15 protein-coding genes are annotated in these 15,972 nt (G+C 66.4%); 3 read left to right on the top strand and 12 right to left on the bottom strand.

All coding sequences use genetic code 11. The features are described 5' to 3' along the window. The first annotated feature begins 6 nt into the window (after positions 1–6). The gene (locus XBLMG947_RS13065) at positions 7–1,380 is read left to right on the top strand and encodes a virulence factor (protein WP_065469108.1); all 1,374 of its coding nucleotides are present in this window, start codon (positions 7–9) and stop codon (positions 1,378–1,380) included. A 265-nt stretch (positions 1,381–1,645) separates the two neighbouring features. Here XBLMG947_RS13065 and mprF read toward each other — a convergent pair whose 3' ends face one another. Then, positions 1,646–4,210 carry a bifunctional lysylphosphatidylglycerol flippase/synthetase MprF gene (gene mprF, locus XBLMG947_RS13060; protein ID WP_065469107.1) on the bottom strand — a complete coding sequence of 855 codons (2,565 nt, stop codon included), beginning with the start codon at positions 4,208–4,210 and terminating at the stop codon, positions 1,646–1,648. A 263-nt stretch (positions 4,211–4,473) separates the two neighbouring features. Here mprF and XBLMG947_RS13055 point away from each other — a divergent pair, with 263 nt between their 5' ends. Both XBLMG947_RS13055 and XBLMG947_RS13050 read left to right on the top strand, forming a co-directional pair. Then, positions 4,474–5,181: a DUF998 domain-containing protein gene (locus XBLMG947_RS13055; protein ID WP_065469106.1), complete on the top strand. Its 708-nt coding sequence runs from the start codon at positions 4,474–4,476 to the stop codon at positions 5,179–5,181. Between the two features lie 10 nt (positions 5,182–5,191). After that, positions 5,192–5,539, top strand: coding sequence for a RidA family protein (locus XBLMG947_RS13050; protein WP_065469105.1), 348 nt, complete (start codon positions 5,192–5,194; stop codon positions 5,537–5,539). 163 nt (positions 5,540–5,702) lie between these two features. On the opposite strand, the gene XBLMG947_RS13045 is transcribed toward XBLMG947_RS13050, so the two are convergent. From XBLMG947_RS13045 to XBLMG947_RS12995, 11 genes are all read right to left on the bottom strand, one after another. Beyond that, on the bottom strand, positions 5,703–6,773 hold the full coding sequence (locus XBLMG947_RS13045; RefSeq protein WP_065469104.1) for an SAM-dependent methyltransferase: 1,071 nt from the start codon (positions 6,771–6,773) through the stop codon (positions 5,703–5,705). 17 nt (positions 6,774–6,790) lie between these two features. Beyond that, positions 6,791–7,573: a DUF1295 domain-containing protein gene (locus XBLMG947_RS13040; protein WP_065469103.1), complete on the bottom strand. Its 783-nt coding sequence runs from the start codon at positions 7,571–7,573 to the stop codon at positions 6,791–6,793. Then, on the bottom strand, positions 7,570–8,115 hold the full coding sequence (locus XBLMG947_RS13035) for a DUF2878 domain-containing protein (protein ID WP_065469102.1): 546 nt from the start codon (positions 8,113–8,115) through the stop codon (positions 7,570–7,572). Before XBLMG947_RS13035 ends, XBLMG947_RS13040 begins: the two co-directional genes overlap by 4 nt. Beyond that, complete coding sequence (locus XBLMG947_RS13030; RefSeq protein ID WP_065469101.1) at positions 8,112–9,407, bottom strand: SAM-dependent methyltransferase; 1,296 nt, start codon at positions 9,405–9,407, stop codon at positions 8,112–8,114. The genes XBLMG947_RS13035 and XBLMG947_RS13030 overlap by 4 nt, the downstream gene beginning before the upstream one ends. Further along, positions 9,404–10,288 (bottom strand): DUF1365 domain-containing protein, encoded by an 885-nt coding sequence (locus XBLMG947_RS13025; protein ID WP_065469100.1) that lies wholly within the window; start codon positions 10,286–10,288, stop codon positions 9,404–9,406. The genes XBLMG947_RS13030 and XBLMG947_RS13025 overlap by 4 nt, the downstream gene beginning before the upstream one ends. Beyond that, on the bottom strand, positions 10,288–11,538 hold the full coding sequence (locus XBLMG947_RS13020) for an NAD(P)/FAD-dependent oxidoreductase (protein WP_065469099.1): 1,251 nt from the start codon (positions 11,536–11,538) through the stop codon (positions 10,288–10,290). Before XBLMG947_RS13020 ends, XBLMG947_RS13025 begins: the two co-directional genes overlap by 1 nt. Further along, complete coding sequence (locus tag XBLMG947_RS13015; protein WP_065469098.1) at positions 11,535–12,533, bottom strand: acyl-CoA desaturase; 999 nt, start codon at positions 12,531–12,533, stop codon at positions 11,535–11,537. The genes XBLMG947_RS13020 and XBLMG947_RS13015 overlap by 4 nt, the downstream gene beginning before the upstream one ends. Before the next feature lie 225 nt (positions 12,534–12,758). After that, positions 12,759–13,574 carry an anti-sigma factor gene (locus tag XBLMG947_RS13010; protein WP_065469097.1) on the bottom strand — a complete coding sequence of 272 codons (816 nt, stop codon included), beginning with the start codon at positions 13,572–13,574 and terminating at the stop codon, positions 12,759–12,761. After that, positions 13,571–14,134, bottom strand: a complete 564-nt coding sequence (locus XBLMG947_RS13005) for a sigma-70 family RNA polymerase sigma factor (RefSeq protein WP_065469096.1) — start codon at positions 14,132–14,134, stop codon at positions 13,571–13,573. Before XBLMG947_RS13005 ends, XBLMG947_RS13010 begins: the two co-directional genes overlap by 4 nt. A gap of 58 nt (positions 14,135–14,192) precedes the next feature. Next, positions 14,193–14,561 (bottom strand): DUF4345 domain-containing protein, encoded by a 369-nt coding sequence (locus XBLMG947_RS13000; protein WP_065469095.1) that lies wholly within the window; start codon positions 14,559–14,561, stop codon positions 14,193–14,195. Positions 14,562–14,646: 85 nt separating this feature from the next. After that, positions 14,647–15,435, bottom strand: coding sequence for a hypothetical protein (locus XBLMG947_RS12995; protein WP_065469187.1), 789 nt, complete (start codon positions 15,433–15,435; stop codon positions 14,647–14,649). Positions 15,436–15,972 lie beyond the last annotated feature (537 nt).

The following is a 15,972-nucleotide window of genomic DNA, read 5'->3' as shown; positions in this document are numbered from 1 at the left end:
TGCGACATGCGACGACTTGAAATGTGGAGCGCGCTCTGCGGCGCGGCGATGTTGACGCTGTCGGGCATGGTCGCGGCGCAGGCGCCGGAACCGGTCAGCCACGGCCGCTTCGAGCAGGTGCCGGTACTAATGCCCAAGGGCGAGCCGCAACGGGTGGTGATCTGGCTGGCCGGTGCCGGTAACGCCGCCAAGCGCCAGGCCCAGGCGGAAAGCCTGCGCGCGGACGGTGCGATGGTGGCGGTGGTGGACACCGCGCACCTGTACGCGGTGCTGCGCAAGGACGGCGGTACCTGCACGTTCTCGGTCGGCGACGTGGAAAATTTCTCGCGCTACGTGCAGGCCTTCTACCACATTCCCACCTACCGCCTGCCGCTGCTGGTGGGCGATGGCGAGGGCGCGGCGCTGGCCTACGCGATCGCTGCGCAAGCCAAGCCGCACGTGCTGGCCGGCGTGCTGACCGACGGGCTCTGCCCAACCAACGTGTCCAACCAGGCGATCTGCCAGCCGGGTGTGCGTCCGGGCACCAATACACTCTTGCCGCTGCCGTTGCAGATTCCCTGGGTGCTGGCGGCCAGTCAGGACAAGCGCTGCCCGGCAGCTGCCGAAGAGGACTTCCTCAAGCAGGTGCCACAGGCGCGAACCTTCAGGCGGTCTGCGCAGGGCGACATCCTGCCTGGCTTGCGTGCCGCGGTCCGTTCGCTGGGCGAGCAGAAGGGCGTGTCATTGCCGCCGCCGCCGGGTGGCCTGGCGGATCTGCCGGTGGTGGAGGTGCCCGCCAAGCCCGATGGCGACAGCGACGACGACACCTTCGTGATCTTCGTCTCCGGCGATGGCGGTTGGGCCGGGCTGGATGAAGAAGTGGCCGACGCGCTCGCAGCGCAAGGTATTCCGGCGGTCGGCCTGGATTCGCTGCGTTACTTCTGGACCGAGCGCACGCCGCAAGGCTTTGCCAACGATCTGGATCGCATTGCCCGCGTTTATGCGCAGCGTTGGGATCGTCAGCGCGTGGTCCTGATCGGGTTTTCCCAGGGCGCCGACGTGCTGCCTGCGGCCATCAACAAACTGCCCTCTGCGACCAAGCAGAACCTGCGCATGACGGCACTGTTGTCGGTCGGCAAGCTTGCCGACTACGAGTTCCACGTCAGCAACTGGCTGGGCTCGGACAACGAGGGCCTGCCAATTGCGCCGGAAGTGCAGCGTCTGCCTGCCGGCACGACGGTATGCATCTACGGCGAGGACGACGACGACGCGCTCTGCCCAAGCCTGCCCGCAAATGTGGCCAAGCGGGTCTCACTGCCCGGTGATCACCATTTCAAGGGCGATTACGCGACTCTGGCAAAGACGATCATGGAGCAGCTGCACGCGCTGTCGAAGCCGTAAGGCGCGCGGCGGCGCGCCCTGATGCGCGCCGACCTGTCGCTGTCGGCGTGTCACGTCTGTGTGTCGCTGGCGAAAGCGACGCACAGACGTCGGGTTGGTTGGCGGCATCGCGCCCTCGCTGGGTGCTGGTGCCGATCGGCAAGCCGCAACGTCGGGAGCAGTGAATGCTCTTGCAATTTCCACATCAGGTCTGGCGGGGCCAGCAATTTCCACATCAGCCAACACCGGCCAGACCCGCAGGTCTGGCGCCAGCGTCCCGTAAGGCTTATTCCTGCCGTCCCGGATCCGCCGAGATCAGGCGGGTGACATCCAACAATGCGGCCGGCAGGTGCATGCCGCCAGGAGCGACCAGGTAGCGCGGGCGCCAGGTCGGGGCGAACTTCGACTTGAAGCGGCGCAGACCGCTGAACCCATAGAAACGCTCGCCGTGCCGCGCGACCAGGCTGCCGAAGCGGTTCCAGCGCCCGGCCAGGCGATGCTCGGCCAGGCCCGACAACGGCGCCATGCCGAGCGAGAACCGTGTGTAGCCATTGGCCTGGCCCCACAGGAACAGCTCGATGAACAGGAAATCCATGGTGCCCTTCGGTGCTTGTGCGCTGTGCCGCATCAAGTCCACCGACAGCTCGCCGCCGGCTGGCGCACACCACACGTTGGCGAATGCCACGATCTCGCCTTCTGCCTCGGCCACCGCCACCGGGAAGCGACGCAGGTAGTCCGCATCAAAGCTGCCCAGCGAGAAGCCTTTCTCTTCGCCGGATTTTTCTTCCAGCCACTGATCCGACACCTCGGCCAGACGCGGCAACACCTCGTCCACCTGCTCGGGCTGCAGCATGCGGAAGCTCAGGCCGCCGCGCTTGCCGCGGTTCCAGGCCTGGCGCAGGTCGGCGCGGTCGCGGCCTTCCAGGGTGAAATTGTCCAGCCGCACGATCGCCTCTTCGCCCAGCTTGACCAGGGTCAGCCCCATGTCGAGATAGGTTTGCCAGTACTTTTCGCCGACCTGGTAGAACACCGGGCGCAGGCCCATGTGGTCGGCCTCTTCGCGGAAGCGCCAGATCAGCGCACGCGCCACCCCTGGCGGGCCGACCGGGTCGCCCATCGAAATCAGCGAGCCGCCGTAGCGTTGCATCATCACAAAGCCGGTGCGCTCGTCATCCAGCAGGAACGCCTTGTCGCCGGTCAGCGCCAAGCAGGCCTGGGTATCGGTACTGGCGGCCAGGATCGGCGTCAGCGTCTGCAGCGTCGGTGCGTCGGCCGCCGGCATCGGCCGCCGACCGCCACGCAGCAGGCGTGCCATGCCGAACACGATGATGCCCACACACAGGATCAACGCGGCGCGCAACGCACGCGGCGCATTGGCCGAGGTGGCGAACTGCCACCACAGGTCGTTGCTGTATTCGACATGGCTGTAGACGAAAAACAGCAGCCAGAACGTGGCCACCAGCACCAGGCCCAGGTTGCTCAGCCAGCGCCACGACCAGGCTTCGTCCAGCAATGCGCCCTGGCGATAGAACTCGCGCCGCGCCGCCCATAGCGCAACCGCGGCCAGCGCCGCCGACAGCGACACCGAGATATGGCTGCCGCGCAGCAGCGCCAACGGCGGCAGCAGCAAGCACACGCCCAGCGCCAGCATCCAGGCCGCATGACTGCGGCGCTGCAGGCCCTGGCCGATCAGCAGCAGCATCATGCCGCCCAGGCTGACCAGCAGATGCGAGGTTTCGATCAGCGGCAACGGCGCCACTTCCTGGCGCGCGCGTGGCGTCGGCAGGGTGCCGTCGATCACCAGCGCCGCACCCACGGCGAACACCGCCAGCGCCAGGATCTGCGGCAACCATGGGCGCAGCGCCTTCCATACCGTGCGGGCGGTGCTGGCGCTGGCGCGGACCGGCGCGCCCAGTCCCGAGGCCGCCGCCATGGCGACCGAGATCAGCAGCGGCACGATGTAGTAGGTGACGCGGTAGGCCAGCGCCGCGGCCAGCACGGCTGCAGGGGTCACGTGCGGCAGCAGCTTGAGCAGGCTCCACTCGAACACGCCCAGGCCGGCCGGCACGGTGGAGATCAGGCCGGCCACCACCGCCACCAGCCAGATGCCGATGAAACCGAAATAGCCAGTGCCCGGATCCGGCGGCAGCAGGACGTAGAACGCGGCTGCGGCCAGGCCCAGTTCGACCACGCTGAGCGCGGTGACGCCCAGCACGGTGGCGCGGTCCGGTAACCAGAACCGATGGCTGCCGATCCCGAACTCGCGGCCCTGTCTGCCGACCAGCGCCAGCATGGCGACATAGCCGACCAGCAGGCCGATGCCGGCGATGCGGATGGCCTGCGCTGTGATCGGCAACGCGCGCGCGGCCGCTTCCGGTTCCAGCATCAAGGCCAGCCCGAGCAGCACCCACGCCCCGAAGATGAAGCCCAGCGTGCTCATCAGCACCACCTGGCCGATTTCGGCCAGGGTCAGGCCCACGCTGCCATAGCCGCGTAGCCGCACGGCACCGCCAGTGAGCGCGGCAAACCCCAGCGTCTGCCCGACCGCATGCGCCATGAAGGCAGTAATGCCCACCCGTGCCAGATGTAGCTGCTTGCCGGTGCGCTTGAGCCCCACCCAGTCGAAGCCCACCAGGCACGCGTAGCTGCTCAAGCCCAGCAGCAGCGTCAACGCGATCTGCCCCGCACCAAGCGCACGGAATGCGTGCCGGATCTGGCGGTAGCCGTGGTCGGTGAACTGCGACGACAGCGCATGCAGGGCCATCGCCAGGATCGCCAGGCTGATGATGACCGGCAGGGCGCGGCGCCAACCGCTGGCAGAGGTTTCGGAAGAAGCGGGGGTATCCGTCATGAGGGCAACGGGATCTGCTGAAAGGGAAGGAGGGTGCACGCACGAGGTGTGCCGCGCGCGCATGTGCAGTGCATGGGCCGGTCGGGTCGAAGATGCATGTAGCGTGATCGCGACAGTGCCCACATCCAGTGAACGCGTAGTTCGATCCTACCGACATAGTGCCTGTGCGGGCCGGCCGCGCGCATCATAGGGCAAAGCCGCATACCCGTGCCGCACGGACACGACAGGACCGCCATGACAGTTGGAAGGCAGACAGGCTGCTGATGCGCCATCCACCCGATTCTTCGAGCTCCGCGCAGCGGGCGGGGGCCCTGCCGCCGCGCTGGAGCGGCCACGCCGGCAGCATCGCCGCCATGGCGGGCCTGGCCTTTATCGGGCTGATACTGGTGTTGCAATGGCTGCGCCGCGACCTGTGGTGGGTAGATGCACAGCTGAGCGCGTATCTGCACGGCCCGTATGGCTTGTTGCTGCGCACCGCCTACTGCCTGTTGGCCGCCACGATGGCGTGGCTGGCGTTGGCGTTGTATGCGGCATTGGCGCCGGCCGCGCGCAGCCGCACCGTGCTGGGTCTGTTCTGGATCGCGGCACTGGGCTTGTGCATGGTCTCGATCGGCGACAGCTGGATGCCGGTGCTGGCCCCGGAAGCGGCCAAGATGGTGCATGTGCTGTCGGCGGATACGACGTTCCTGTGCGTGATTGCGGCGGTGTTGCTGCAGTCGTGGTATTTCCGCCGGGATGTGCTGTGGCGCGCGTATTTTCCTGTGGCCTTCGGGTTGGGCTGGGCGGCGTTTGCGGTGTTGCTGTTCCATGTCAGCGTGACCGGCGCGCCCTTGGGCATCAGCCAGAAGATCTCCACCGTGCTGATCGTGGTCTGGATGGTAGGGGTGGGTACGTTGTTGGCGCGCTGCGTGCGCGACGGGGCTGCACGCCTGCCGCATTCGCGGGACAATGCGCGCGTCAATCAACCGTAGGAAGTCCGAAATGCTGCAGCGATTCGATGCGGGTCCGCGTATGTCCGAAATGACCGTCCATGCCGGCGTGTGTTATCTGGCCGGCCAGATTGCCGAGGACACCAGCCAAGAAATCACAGGGCAGACCCGGCAGGTGCTGGGCGAGATCGACAAGCTGCTGGCGCTGGCGGCCAGCGACAAGACCAAGATCCTGCGTGCGGAAATCTACCTGGCCGACATCGCCGATTTCGATGGCATGAACAAGGCCTGGGACGAGTGGGTGCCGCATGGCTTCACACCTGCCCGTGCCACCGTCGAAGCCAAGCTGGCGCGGCCGGAGTGGAAGGTGGAAATCGTGGTCACCGCGGCGGCCGGCTGATTGCGCGAGCAATCGCAGCTCTTGATCGGCGGCGCTTGCGATCGCGCGCACTGCATCGCTGCGGCTAAGCGACTGCCGTGCAGCAGTCACGCATGCCATGCATGCAGGCGGTGTGCGCGGGTAGCCGCCAGTCATCTCTGCAACGCATGCTGGCGGCGCGCGATCAGCGCTTGACGAAGCGGTAATGCGCCACGCCCCATTCGCGGCCCTGGTCGTAGCCGAACAACTCCGCGCAGGCCAGCCAGAACATGCGCCAGCGCTGCCACCAACGCTGGGCGTCGTCGCCGTAGGTCTGCTTCAACAGCGGCATGATCTGGTCGCGGTGGCGGTCCTGGTTGTCCAGCCAAGCGTTGGCGGTCTTTTCGTAATGCTCGCCCGACAGCACCCAGCGTTGTTCGATCACCACGTCCTGCTGGAAGTGCAACAAGGTATCGGCTGCCGGCATCAGCCCGCCGGTGAAGAAATGCCGGCCCATCCAGTTGTCTTCGCCGGCCACTTCGAACGGGTAGGCCAGATCGCGGTGGCAGAAAATGTGCACGAACACCTTGCCGCCCGACGCCAGCCAGCTGCCGACGCGTGCCAGCAGTTCGCGATAGTTGCGCATGTGCTCGAACATCTCAACCGACACCACGCGATCGAAGCTGCCTGGCGGCAGTGCCAGCGCGTTGACGTCGGCGGTGATGACCTGCACGTTGCTCAGCCCTCGCACGCGGCACTGCTCAAGAATGTGCGCGCGCTGCGGGCGCGAGTTGGACACTGCAGTAATGCTGGCATTCGGATAGCGCTCGGCCATCCACAAGGTCAACGAGCCCCAGCCGCAGCCCAGTTCCAGGATGCGCTGGCCATCGGCCAGTTCGGCACGCTCGCCGTACAGTGCCAGCATGCGTTCTTCGGCGGCATCCAGATCCGGCGTGGTGGCGTCCCAATAGCAGCTGCTGTACTTGAGCCGGCGGCCCAGGCACAGGGTGAAGAACTGCGGTGGTAATTCGTAATGCTGGCGATTGGCCGCATCGGTTTCGATCGCGATCGCGCTGGCCCGCAGGCTGTCGATGAAGGCGCGCTGGCGTTCTCCGTTGGCATCGGCATCGTTGCCGCGCTCATCGCGCAGGCGCTGCGCGCACAGGCGGCGGATGCCGTAGCGCAAGATGGCGTCGGGCAGCACACCGGATTCGGCGAGCCGGGTGGCGAAGGCTTCTTCGGGTTGTGTGGAGGGCGGGGCGGTAACGGTCGACATGCAACTCTCCAGGCAACTCAGGACGAAGGGGGAAGCGGAAAGAACGCGCTGGTGGTGCGCTGGTACCGAGCATAGTCCTCGCCACGCGAGCGCAGCGCTTGCTGCTCGGTGTAAGGAATGCCGGTGAAGCGATACAGAAACACGAACATCACCACCGGGCCGAGCGCGCATAGCGCCACCGGCCATGGCCCGGCACCGACGGCCAGCGCCAGATACGCAAACCAGTGCACGAACTCGAAAAAATAATTGGGATGGCGCGAATACCGCCATAGACCGGTGCGGCAGGTCTTGCCACGATTGGCCGGGTCGGCCTTGTGCGCCGACAACTGCCGGTCCGCCAACGCCTCGCCACCGACCGCAATCAACCACACCGCAATGGCGACGCCGGTCCACACGCTCCCGGCAGGAGTCGGGTTGCTCGCAGCTGCCAGGAACGGCACGGCGAACAGCACCACGACCACGGCCTGGGCCAGGAAAAACCCGAGGAACTTGCTCTGGCTACCGTTCCAATGCTCGCGCAATGCGCGGTAGCGGCCATCTTCGTGCGGATCGCCGAACACGCGCACGCCCAGATGCAGCGCAAGGCGCGCACCCCACACGCCACCAAGCACTGCCACCAGTAAGCGCGGCAGCACTGCGCCATCGGACATCCACGCGCAATACGGCGCAGCCACCGCCAGGCAGCTCGCCCACAACACGTCGACCAGGCCGGCGTTGCCACTGCGACGTTGCCACAGCCAGCCGATCACCATCACCACGCTCGCAAACACGCCCACATGCAGCAGCGGCCAGGCATTCATTGCAGTTCTCCGGTGATGTGCTCTGGCAATGGTCGCGCCAGCCGGCGTGCATACAGCGACAATACGCCGCAGGCCGCGCCCCAGCCGATGCCCACGGCAAGCACGGCGTGCAGGTAGGGCGATTGAAATTCCACCGCGTGCCAGCTGCGTTGCGCCAGCCAATACGAAAACGGCCCGAAGATGGCGCCGAGCGACACCGCCAGCCACGGCCGCTGCATCACCGTCGCCAAGGAATGATTGAGGGTGAGCGCAAAGCCCAGCCACAATGCCAGGATCCACGGCGGCGCCAGCAAGCTACCCGGCCACGGTGCGGCGTAGCGGACCCAATTGCCTGCTGCAAGCGTGGTGTCCAGCAGCAACCCCAGCGACAACGCTGCGACCATCAACTGCATATCGCCCGGCGCGCGGCGCGATGGCCACAGCTGATAAAGCGCAAACGCGGTCAGCACCAGCAGCGTTGGCCAGATGCGCGCATGCGCAGCGGCGCTGACAGCCACCAGCCACAGCACCTGCAGGCCGAGGTAGTTGCCGAGCTGCTTCATGCGTCGCCGGCAAGACCGTGCACGAACTGCGGCGGGCGTGCACCGGGCTTGCTCAGCCACAGATGCACATCGCCGATCGAGCGTTCCAGAAAACCGGCTTCGCAATAGGCCAGATAGAACTCCCACATGCGGATGAAGCGCTCGTCGTAGCCCAGTGCACGCACCTGCGGCAACTGCGCCATGAAGCGCTGCCGCCACGCACGCAAGGTCAACGCATAGCTCGGGCCGATGTCTTCCAGATGGAACAGGCGCAGATCGCTGGCGCGCGCGGCCGCCCCGGTCATCGCCGCCACCGAAGGAATGAAGCTGCCAGGGAAGATGTGCCGCTTGATGAAGTCCACCGAGTGCAGCGCCTGTTTGTAGCGATGGTCTTCGATGGTGATGGCCTGGATCAGCGCCTCGCCATCGTCGGCCAGCAGGCTGCCGACCTTGGCGAAATACGTGTCCAGATATTGATGGCCGATCGCCTCGATCATCTCGATCGACACCACGCGGTCGAAGCGGCCTTCCAGATCGCGGTAGTCGCGCAACAACACCGTCACCCGATCGCTCAAGCCGGCTGCGGCGATGCGTTGCGTGGCCAGCTCGAACTGTTCGCGTGAAATGGTGGTGGTGGTGACGCGGCAGCCATGCGCGCGTGCGGCATGCAGCGCAAAGCCGCCCCAGCCGGTGCCGATTTCCACCACATGATGCTGTGGACCCAAGCGCAATTTCTGGCAGATGCGTTCGAGCTTGCGCGTGGCCGCACGTTCCAGTGCCGCTTCGCCCTGCGCTTCTTCGCCATCGACGAAGATCGCCGACGAATACATCAGGTTTTCGTCCAGAAACAGCTTGAACAGCGGGTTGCCCAGATCGTAATGCGCGGCGATGTTGCGCCGGCTGCCGCTGCGGGTGTTGCGCGCAAACGCATGCAGGCTGCGCATGGCCCAGCCGCCCAGGCGTGCGGTGCCGGTTTCCATCGCGTCCAACCGCTCGCGGTTGCGCAGCAGCAGCCGCATCAAGGCAACCAGGTCATCGCACTGCCACTGCCCGTCCATGTACGACTCGCCCGCACCGACGCTGCCATTGAGCGCGGCCTGGCGATAGAAGCCGGGGTCGATCACGCGCAATTGCGTCTGCAAGGCCTCCGCGCCCGTGGCCGTGCCCAGTGTGGTGACAGTGCCGGCTTCATGCAGTTGCAGTTGCCCATCGCGCAATTCGCCAAGCGTGGCCAGCAGGCGCTTGCGCAGCAGACGGTCCGTCCAGGAGGCCGCGCGCGGCGCAGCGTGATCGGGCACAGACGTGGCGTTCATCGGGGTTCTCGCACAGGCGGGTGAGGGTGGTTGTGGACAGGATTGCCGCGCAGCCACAGGCGCAAGGCCTGCCAGTGAATGGCAATCACCACCCAAATCGTCATCAACGGATAGGCCAGCAACGTGCGGGCCAGGTTGCGCCCGGTAAGCGGTCGACGTTGCAGCACCAGGGTGGCGTCGAAGCGGCGCGTGCCGGTGTTGTCGATGGCACCGCCGGCAGCGTCGCCGACGGCGTCCAGCACATCCATGTGCACGCGCAACTGCGCATCCGGCACGCTGAAGCGCCAGTCGTAGCGATGCTGCATGCCCATGAACGGCGAAACGTGGAAACGCTTGTCGAAGCGCCAGGCGTGCACATCGCGATGCGTGCGCGCCTGCGCGACCGGCAGCACATAGGTATGCCGCTGTTGCCAGGGCGTATTGGTGATTTCGGCCACGATCCAGCGCAGGCCGTCGTGACGATCGAAGCAATAGTAGAAGCTGACCGGATTGAACACGTGGCCGAAGTAGCGCAGGTGCGTCAGCAGCCGAATCGCGCCCTCGGGCCGCTCGCCGGTGTGCGCCTGCACGCAGTCGCGTACCGCTTGGTCCAAGGGAATGCGCGCATCGCCCAGATAATCGCTGCGCCGGAATTGCGCCAGGTTGGCGCGCCCCACCGACCACCACCAGCGCCGCGCGAACACCCGATCCAGCTCGGATAGATCCAGATACATCAGGAACAGGCGATAGCGGAAGTGCAGCGCCTTGGGCATGAATCGGCGATGCCGCACCCAGCCGGTGTAGATCGCGCTGCGCAACGGCCCCGCCACGCCACCGGCGCCGCTGCCCTCGGCAGGGGGCAACGGCACCGCGTCGGTGTGGGCTTCGCGCAGCAGCTGCATTACCAGTGCACTCCCAGGCCAGCGGCGACATCCACGCCGCTGCGCAGGCCGTCTTCATGGAAACCGAAGCCCCACGCCGCGCCGGCAAACCAGGTCTGCTGCACGCCCTGGATCTCGGCCTTGCGCGTCTGCGCAGTCAGTGCTGCCGCGTTCTGCACCGGGTGGCGATAGCGCATGCGCCGCAGCACCTTGCCCGGGTCGATGGCGTGATCGCGATTGAGGCTGACGATGAATGGCTTCGGCGAAGTGATCGACTGCAGTGCGTTCATCCAGTAACTCACCGTGCAGGCCGCAGCCGGGTCGGCCGGCACGTGCGCGTTCCATGCTGCCCAGGCGCGACGGTCGCGCGGCAGCACGCTGGCGTCGGTGTGCAGCACGGTGTCGTTGTCCTGGTAGGTGATGCCGCCCAGGATCTGCTGTTCGGCCGGCGTGGCATCGCTGAGCAGGGCCAGCGCATCGTCGGCATGGCAGGCCAGCACCACATGGTCGAAATGTTCCTCGCAGCCCGATGCCTTCAGCACCACCCCATTGGGGGTGCGGCGGATCGCGTGTACCGGCGTGGACAGGCGTTCGACCACCTGCCAGCGCCGGCGCAGCGCACGCACATAGCTGCTGGAGCCGCCTTGCACCGCCTGCCATTGCGGGCGACCGCTGAGTTGCAGCATGTGGTGATTGGTCATGAAGCCGATCAGTTGGCCCATGGGAAATTCGAGAATGGTCTGCGAGGGCGAAGACCACAGCGCCGATGCCATCGGCACCAGGTGCTGGTTGCGAAATGCCTGCGAATAGCCGTGTCGCTGGAGGTACGCGCCCAGCGTGCTGAAACGCTCGTCGCTGTGCAGCACCGCCGGTGCCTGCCGATAGAAGCGGCGCAGGTCGGCCAGCATGCGCCAGAAGCGCGGGCTGAGCAGATTGCGGCGCTGGCAGAACAACCCGCCCAGGCTACCGGCGTTGTATTCGAGCCCGCTGCGCGCATCGTGTACCGAAAAGCTCATCGTGGTTGGCTGCGCAGCCACGTCCAGCTCGGCGAACATGCGCGTGAGCAGCGGGTAATGCTGCGGATTGAACACGATGAAGCCGCTGTCCACAGCGTAACGCTGACCCTCCAGCTGGATGTCGTGCGTGTGCGTATGCCCGCCCAGATAATCGGCTGCCTCGAACAGGGTCACTTCGTAGCGCCGCGACAACAGCCACGCCGCACCGAGGCCGGCGATTCCGCTGCCGACCACGGCAATCCTGCCCTCGCTCATCGCGCCACCCGTGCGGCGCGCTGAGTCAGCATCTTCGGCATCGGCTTGAGATCCCACACCAGCCCCACCCACGACATCGCGGTGAGTCCGTACCAGGTCATGTCGTATTCCCACCACCGCAAGCCCTGGCGCGCGGAGCCGGGGAAGAAATGGTGGTTGTTGTGCCAGCCTTCGCCAAAGGTGAGCAGCGCCAGCAGCCAGTTGTTGCGGCTGTCATCGCGGGTGTTGAAGCGCCGGCTGCCAAAACGGTGCGCCAGCGAGTTGATGGTGAAGGTGGCATGGAACAGCGCAACGGTGGAAATCACAAAGCCCCATAGCAGCAACTGCGTGCCGCTGGTCTTCAGTGCCGGCGCCGCGTCCGCCAGCCAGTCGCCCAGCAGGTACAGGCCCAGCGCCAGCAGTACCGGCATCACGATGTCGAAGCGATCCAGAAAGCGCAGTTCGGCAAAGCGGCGCAGGTCGGGAATCACTTCCCAATCGGTGCGGAAATGACGCGGGGTCAGGAACCAGCCGGTATGGCTCCACCAGAAGCCGTGCTGCGCCGGCGAATGCGGGTCGCGGCCGGTGTCGGTGTGCCGATGGTGGTTGCGATGATGCGCCGCCCACCACAGCGGCCCGCGCTGCACGCAGGTGGCCCCGATGGCAGCGAAGACGAATTGCAGCACCCGCGAGGTCTTGAACGCGCGGTGCGAGAAGTAGCGGTGATAAAAACCGGTGAGCGCGAACATGCGCAGCGCGTACAGCGCCACCGCCATGCCCACCGCAAACCAGGACGCGCCTACCCAGAATACCGCCAGGCAGGCCAGGTGCAGTGCAATGAAGGGCAGCGCGCGCAGCCAGTCGATGCGATCGGCGCGTGCTTCGTCCAGGGGCTCGTCGGTTTGCGAATCCACCCAGCGACGCAGGTTGCCGACGCACGCGGCCAGCCCGCCGCGCGGTGGCGTGGGTGTGGGCTGTGGCGTTGTGGAGTGAGGGTCGAGGCCAGTGCTCGGCACGCGTGATTCTCCATATGTAGTCGTGACCCAGTACGCACGCTGCCGGCAAACAGATGCAGCGGGCTGCTTGATCGTCGCATGCGCGGGTGGGATTCGCTTGACGCCGCGAATGAATCGCGCACCTACGCACACATTATCCGCACCAGACAATGCTGGCGCGGACGAGGCTGTTTTCGAAGCAACCGTGCTTGCGAAGCGCCCGCAAGCGAGGTCATGCGTGCTGCATCAGGGCGCCATTGCCAGCGTGCTGATGCCGCCCTTGGCAACGACGTTGCCGGTGGCAACGCCGCCGGGTGCGCCGCCCGGCGGCTCCAGCGTGACGGCCAAGATCGCCTCGTTGCTGAGCATCGGCATCAGCTGATCGGGGATCTGCGCGCGGCGTGCGCGTTGATCGTCGAAGGTGCCCATCGAATGTGCCTTGCCATCGGGGGTGATGAGCCACAGCTCCGGTACCTTGTCGACGGTGGCGGTGCGGTCCAGCGGTGTCACCGTGATGGTGTGCTTGTCGGCATCCATCAAGGCCACATAACCGGGGCGACCGTCTTCGGTGGCCAGGGTCGAGGTCATTGCGATCCCGGTCGCGGCAGGCGTGGTGGTGGCAGGCGGGGTGACCGGGGACTGCACAACCCCACCGGTCGGCGGCGGCTGCTCCGGTGCCTGCGGCGTACGCACATTGAGCAGGGCGAGCACGCACACCGCTGCAGTGGCCAGGCCACCGACGCTGGCCCAGCGCCAGAACCGCACGCTGTTCCACACCGGTGCTGCCGGCGCAGCAGACGGCACCGCACGCACAGGGGTGTCGAAGCCCAGCGTCTGGCGCACGCGGGCCCACACGTGATCCGGTGGCCTCTGCGCCACGATGTCCTCCAGCAGCGGCGCCAACAGGTCCTGCCACTGCAGAACTGCCTGGGCGAACTGACCATCGGTGGCAACGCGTTGTTCGGCGGCCAGACGTTCTTCTGCGCTCAGCAGGCCAAGCACGTATTCGCCGGCAAGCACGTCGCGCGGCGGTTCCTGGTCGATGGGAAAGGGCGTGCTCATCGTTCCAGACATGCCTTGAGTTTGGCCAGACCGCGACGGATCCAGCTTTTGACCGTGCCGATCGGCGTGTCGGTGCGTTCGGCGAGTTCTTCGTAGGTGATTCCTTCAAAGAACGCCGTGCGGATCAACTCGCTGCGCGGCGGTTCCAGTTCGGCCAGGCAATGATCGATGCGTCGGCGCGTGCTGGCGCGCTCGGTGCGATCCAGCGGCGAGGCATCGACGGACCGCAGTTCGCCGGCATCATCCAGCGCCACGTTGCGACGCTGCGGCGCATTGGCGCGCAAGTGATCGATCGCCTTGTTGCGTGCGATCATCGCCAGCCAGGTCAACCCGCGCGCGCGGCTCGGATCGAACTGCCCGGCCTTGTGCCAGATCAGCGTGAACACGTCCTGCAGCACCTCTTCTGCTTCGGCGCGTTGCGGGATCATGCGCAGGCACACCCCGAACAGCTTGGGCGAGGTCTGCCGGTACAGCGCTTCGAAAGCACGTCGGTCGCCGCTCGCGGTTGCGGTCAGCAGGCGTCCGGTCTCATCGTCGTCGTGGCCAGGAATGGCACTCATGCGGTCGGGCGTTGGGTGAGGTGGGACCGATGCTACCGGACTGTGCTGAGCGTGTCTTTCACTTGCGCTGGAACCACAGCAGCACCGCGGCGAGCAGCAACAGGATCTCCACGCCGGCAAGCGCAACAGTGGGAGCGGAGACCGGCCACAGGCGCGAGAGCGAGACGCTGCGGAACAGCACGATGGGAGCGTAGAACGCCAACGCGACCACCAGGCCGGTGCGGGCTTGATCGATCCAGGCGAAATAGCCGAACAGGAATGCCATGCCCAGCTGCAGGCCGCCGTAGATGACCAGATATTCGGATTGCCCGGCCGGCGAGAGCTGGGTATAGCCCACCGCGGTTGCGGTCTTGGCCGGGGAGAGCGTGCACCACACCGCCAGGGCGACATAGAGCACTGCGTTGATCCAGAGATAGGCTTTTGCCACGGCGATGCTCCTGTGCGGGGAATGGGTGCCCCGGCCGTTGTACGCAACGGCGCGTGTTCGAACGTGAAGATGGAGCGCGCGTGGCTCACGAGGCGCTGCACGACTTGATCAGCGGCTGCTCACGGGCCTGGCGCAATTCGTCGGCACCGGCCGCGCGTGCAGCGGTGTCCGGAAAGACGATGCGCACGCGCGGATAGCGACCGTTCGCATCGCGCAGATTGCCGACGCCGCGGAATTCGAGCAGGCGTTTGTTGGCGATCGAATAACGCACCTCCAGCGACGGTACCGCCGCGCCGTACCAGGCATCCAGACTGATGCGGAAACGCCGCTGGCCGCCAGCATCGCCCATGCGTTCGACACGGAAACTCAGCTGCCGCTGCAGGCTGGGCAACACGAAGTCCACTTTTTGCGGTGCGCTTGCAATGGCGTCCCACTGATTGCGCAGATAGGTGTCGAACCCGGCGTCGATCACCCGCGGCCCTGCATCGGGCGGCAGCGTAGTGTGGCGTTCGGGCTTGCCGGGGGCGAGCTGAAACATCTCGCGCACGCCATCGCGTTGGCGCACGCCTTCGCGATACCCGTCGCGCCCGTCGATGAGGCTGAAGTCGGGCGAGGGACCACCGCCGTCGACCTGCTTGCGTGCGAACGCTCGTCCATCCGGGCAACGGTACAGCACCACCCGCCCGCCATCGTCGAGCAGCCAATGCGACTCGCGATACCGTAACGCCCCGCTATCGCCATCGAAGGCATCGCCATCCACGCGCGTGACCGCCGCTGCGCCGAGCGGCAGGCCGCCCAGCACCAGCAGCAACAACGGTGGAATCGATCGGCAACGAACGGTGAGCGCGGCGAGGGTAGCGGCAAGTGGGCGCATCGGCAGATCCTCGATGGAAGTGCGTACCAATACGGACGCGGCCGCAGCACGGATGCGCCGGATGCGTCAGGACGTTCCCGACGGCAAGGTGGTTGAAGCGCTGGCGCGGCTGGCCTGGACGTGGCAGGCGGCAGACGGTGATGGCACTGACGGTCCGGTGGAGACGGCAGGAATCGTGCCGGAACGGGTGATCGAGCCGCGCTGCGCGCGCGCGGCGGCAGCCAGCGGGGACGGGCAGGCAGGGGCGCATGGTGCAGAGCAGCGGGGTGCGGTGCCTGCCCGCACCGCGATCAGGTGGCCTGCGCGGCAGCGGTGGGCCCGCGAAGGACCAGGCTGCCAGCGGTCCGCAGGGTGGCACATTGCCCTGTCCATGGCCCACATCATTTGTGCCCAGGCGAATGGCGCATCGCTAAACGCATGTACCGCGGGTTGCGATCGAATGCCGGCCCGATTGCGGCAGCGTGTAGGTCCCCTCGCTGGCCTAGCAAAACCGGATGCGGCAGACCAACTGCTCGATCGGCAACATACCCTGCAGTT

This window comes from Xanthomonas bromi (assembly GCF_900092025.1).
GTDB classification, from domain to species: domain Bacteria; phylum Pseudomonadota; class Gammaproteobacteria; order Xanthomonadales; family Xanthomonadaceae; genus Xanthomonas; species Xanthomonas bromi.
The sequence above is the reverse complement of the archived record's forward strand: the minus strand, read 5'-3'. Positions and strand labels throughout refer to the sequence as shown.